Consider the following 4385-nt stretch of genomic DNA (forward strand, 5'->3'; position numbering starts at 1 on the left):
ATGTACAGCTCACCGGCGACCCCGAGAGGAACCGGCTGGCCGTGGGCATCGAGCAGATAAATGCGCGTGTTGGCTATCGGACGGCCTATGGGCAGGCGCTGTGTGGCAGCGTCGAGGGCGGCGACCGCGTAAGTCGTCGCGAAGGTGGTGCTTTCCGTGGGGCCATAGCAGTGCAACAGGCATTGCGGAGGGTACTGATTCAACACGCGAGCGACGAGGGTCGGATCGACCGCGTCGCCCCCGATGAGCAATAAGCGCAGACCGGTCAGGGCCGTGCCCAGCTCCTCGGCGATTTGACGGAAGAGGCCCGCCGTGAGGTGCAGTACGCTGATACGTTGTTGCTGCAACAGCGAGCGCAGTAGTTTGGGTTGCAGAACAGTGGCATGGGGGACGGCGACCAGGCAGGCCCCGTGAAGTAGAGGAGCCCACACTTCCAGCGTACTGATGTCGAAGGAAACATTGCCTAGCCAGGCGATGTGATCGCCCGCCTCAAACGAGGCATAGCCGTTATTGATGAGCAGACGATTGACCGCGCGATGGGGGACGAGCGTGCCTTTGGGGGCACCGGTCGACCCGGAGGTGTACATCACATAAGCGGGGCTGTCGCTGGATAGATGCAGTTGGGGATTGGACTCGAGACCCTCGGCCAGCAGAGGCTCGATGAGTACGGGCGAGACAGTAGCGTTTAGGGCAAAAGATGCCGTGGTGAGAAGGTGGCGGGCGGCACAGTCGGCGATGATCCACTGTTGGCGTTCTACCGGTACTTCCGGGTCAATGGGCACATAGGTGCCACCGGCCTTGAGGATGGCCAGCTGAGTGATGACCAGGGCGGCACTGCGTTCGAGGAGGGTGACGNGGGATTGGACTCGAGACCCTCGGCCAGCAGGGGCTCGATGAGTACGGGCGAGACAGTAGCGTTTAGGGCAAAAGATGCCGTGGTGAGAAGGTGGCGGGCGGCACAGTCGGCGATGATCCACTGTTGGCGTTCTACCGGTACTTCCGGGTCAATGGGCACATAGGTGCCACCGGCCTTGAGGATGGCCAACTGAGTGATGGCCAATGCTGCGCTGCGTTCAATGAGAGTGACAATGCATTCGCCCGGCTTTACCCCGCGATCGATCAGATGATGGGCGAGGCGATTGGCCTGGATGTTGAGTTCGGTATAGGAGAGGGACTGATCCTCGAAGACGAGGGCGGTGGCCTCGGGGTGCTGCTGTACTTGTTGCTCGAACAACTGGTGGATGCACAGCTGATCGGGGTAGGGTGCGTCGGTCTGATTCCAGGTGGTGAGCAGCAGCTCACGCTCCTCGGGCGGTAGCACGTCGAGCTGACGCACCGGGGTGTGGGGCGCCGTCTCCAAGGCCTGCAGCAGACTTTCCAGCGCTTGCTGCATGTAGCCGCACACGCGTTCAGGANATCCTCGAAGACGAGGGCGGTGGCCTCGGGGTGCTGCTGTACTTGTTGCTCGAACAACTGGTGGATGCACAGCTGATCGGGGTAGGGTGCGTCGGTCTGATTCCAGGTGGTGAGCAGCAGCTCACGCTCCTCGGGCGGTAGCACGTCGAGCTGACGCACCGGGGTGTGGGGAGCCGTCTCCAAGGCCTGCAGCAGACTTTCCAGCGCGTGCTGCATGTAGCCGCACACGCGTTCAGGAGAAAGTGGCTGCACGACCTGGGCGGTCAATCCCAGAGCCTGTCCGAAGTCCTCAACCGACAGGGTGAGCGGATAGTTGGTACGCTCTTTGCCACTGAGCCACTCGATGCCCTGAAGCGGATGGCCGGTGGTGTCTTGCTCGTCCTCTCCAGCCGCCGATGGCAGGCTGTTATGACGGTAGTTGAGCAGAGCACTGAAGAGCGGCGCGGGAGCGGCGACNCTCCAAGGCCTGCAGCAGACTTTCCAGCGCTTGCTGCATGTAGCCGCACACGCGTTCAGGAGAAAGTGGCTGCACGACCTGGGCGGTCAATCCCAGAGCCTGTCCGAAGTCCTCAACCGATAGGGTGAGCGGGTAGTTGGTGCGCTCTTCGGCACTGAGCCACTCGATGCCCCGAAGCGGATGGCTGGAGGTGTCTGGCTCGTTTTCCTCGGCAACCGATGGCAGGCTGTTATGACGGTAGTTGAGCAAGGCGCTGAAGAGTGGCGTGGGAGCGGCGACACCGCTGCACCGTTGAGCCATTGCCAGTGAGGCATGCTCATGGCGCAGCAGCCCGGCTAGTCGTGTATGGGCATGGCGCACGCTGGTCTCGACATCGGTGTCGTCCAGATCCAGTCGCAGTGGCAGGGTGTTGATGAACAGACCCATGGCGCGGTCGGCGTCCTCACCGGCAGACATGCGTCCGAACAGGACGGTGCCAAAGACCACCGGTTCGCGACCACTGGTGCGCGCCAGGACCTGACCCCAGGCGAGGTGGCACAGACTGGCGAGGCTGACGCCCAGGCGACGGGCCTGGCTGCGCAGCCGGTCGTTGAGGGCTTGCGGCAACAGGCGATGGGCTTCGTCCACGCGGCTGCCGTCGCGATGCACATCGCTCAGGCCGAAGGGCATGGTGGGCTCGTCGATATCGGCGAGCATGGCGCGGAAGAAACGTTCGTGCTCCTCGGGGGCGATGCCCAGTCGGGCTTGGGCCNGAACAGACCCATGGCACGGTCGGCACCCTCGCCGGCAGACATGCGTCCGAACAGGACGGTGCCAAAGACCACCGGTTCGCGACCACTGGTGCGCGCCAGGACCTGACCCCAGGCGAGGTGGCACAGACTGGCGAGGCTGACGCCCAGGCGACGGGCCTGGCTGCGGAGCCGGTCGTTGAGGGCTTGCGGCAACAGGCGATGGGCTTCGTCCACGCGACTGCCGTCGCGATGCACATCGCTCAGGCCGAAGGGCATGGTGGGCTCGTCGATATCGGCGAGCATGGCGCGGAAGAAACGTTCGTGCTCCTCGGGGGCGATGCCCAGTCGGGCTTGGGCCACGAGGTGACGGAATGGCTGGGGAGCCGGGAGTGCGTTGTCGTATCCGCCGAGGAAGGCGCGCACCTCGGCATCCAAAACCTCCAGAGTGGAGTGATCGCCGATCAGGTGGTGCATCAACTGCAGGACCAGCCAACGTCCGGTGTCCGGTTCTTGGGTCACCGCAAAGCGGAGCAACGGAGCCTGGGTGAGGTCGATGCGGTGATGGCGCGGGTCGAAACGGTGAGCGAGTTGCTCATGGGCGGGACCGGCCTCTGGATCGAGCATGACCTCGGTGACGCTCAGCGGTGCATGGCGCCAGACGACCTGAGCGGGGGTCGAGAGCTGTTCCCAGACGAAGGCGGTACGCAGGATGTCATTGCGATGGACGACCTGTTGCACGGCCGCGAGATAGCGATCCAACAGGGCGCGGTCGGCAAAGGCCATCTGGCTGACCAGCAGATACGGATCGCCGTCGGTAGCCAGCAGNTGATGGCGCGGGTCGAAACGGTGAGCGAGTTGCTCATGGGCGGGACCGGCCTCTGGATCGAGCGTGACCTCGGTGACGCTCAGCGGTGCATGGCGCCAGACGACCTGAGCGGGGGTCGAGAGCTGTTCCCAGACGAAGGCGGTACGCAGGATGTCATTGCGATGGACGACCTGTTGCACGGCTGCGAGATAGCGATCCAACAGGGCGCGGTCGGCAAAGGCCATCTGGCTGACCAACAGATACGGATCGCCGTCGGTAGCCAGCAGGTGATGGAACAGGATGCCGTCCTGCAAGGGAGAGAGCGCGTAGATGTCCTGGATATTGGCCATACCCCCAGGCACCTGGGCCGTAATGCGATCGATGTCCGATTGCGACAGATCGATCAGCGGCAGCATGGCTGGGGTAATTGCTGTACTGTCTGGCGTGATCGTGTTGGTGGGGACTGGAGCTTTCGAATTTCCATTACCATTTCTAAATAAGCGACTGCCTGATTTGATAAGTTTAATAAGCTCATTTTTATTTTTTATAACTGATGAGCTGAGTTCGTTAGTTATAGATCCTTTGCGCGCCTTTAATATAAGAGTGTCCCCATCAAGCGTAAGTGAGGCGCCTTCTGCTTCTAAAGCAATCAAAAGATCTTCAATGTTCACAGTCGAATTTCCATTATTTGATGTGTCTTTAAAGCCAGATCGGCAAGGGTGGGGGTGGTGAATAGGGTGCGTACTTCGATGTCCAAGCCCCGACGGCGCAACCGTTCCATGAGTTGCACGGCGATCAGGGAATGGCCGCCGACCTCGAAGAAGTTGTCGTGGCGGCTGACCTGCTGGAGGCCGAGCAGCTCTTCCCAGATGCCGGCGAGGGTTTGTTCGATCTCCCCTTGGGGTGGCTCGTAGGCCTGGCGTGCGTAGGCCGTGTCGCCGGGTGCAGGCAAGGCCTTGCGGTCGAGCTTGCCGTT

At 62.1% G+C, this 4385-nt stretch carries 5 protein-coding genes; all 5 read right to left on the reverse strand.

Annotated elements, in window-relative coordinates; translation table 11 throughout:
* Window positions 1-827: AMP-binding protein (locus IHE46_RS17070; RefSeq protein ID WP_225563136.1), on the reverse strand; the 827-nt coding region annotated here is incomplete at its 3' end.
* Window positions 755-1393, reverse strand: coding sequence for an AMP-binding protein (locus IHE46_RS17075; RefSeq protein ID WP_225563134.1), 639 nt, complete (start codon window positions 1391-1393; stop codon window positions 755-757). The genes IHE46_RS17070 and IHE46_RS17075, both read right to left, overlap by 73 nt.
* 429 nt (window positions 1394-1822) lie before the next feature.
* Entirely contained in the window at window positions 1823-2569 is a 747-nt protein-coding gene (locus IHE46_RS17080) for a condensation domain-containing protein (protein ID WP_225563135.1), read from the reverse strand.
* Window positions 2527-3825, reverse strand: a complete 1299-nt coding sequence (locus tag IHE46_RS17085; RefSeq protein WP_225563137.1) for a condensation domain-containing protein — start codon at window positions 3823-3825, stop codon at window positions 2527-2529. The genes IHE46_RS17080 and IHE46_RS17085 overlap by 43 nt, the downstream gene beginning before the upstream one ends.
* A gap of 251 nt (window positions 3826-4076) precedes the next feature.
* The coding region (locus IHE46_RS16735; RefSeq protein WP_192166055.1) for a phosphopantetheine-binding protein at window positions 4077-4385 on the reverse strand (309 nt) is incomplete at its 5' end.

This window comes from Rhodanobacter sp. DHG33, assembly GCF_014843005.1.
Taxonomy (GTDB): domain Bacteria; phylum Pseudomonadota; class Gammaproteobacteria; order Xanthomonadales; family Rhodanobacteraceae; genus Rhodanobacter_A.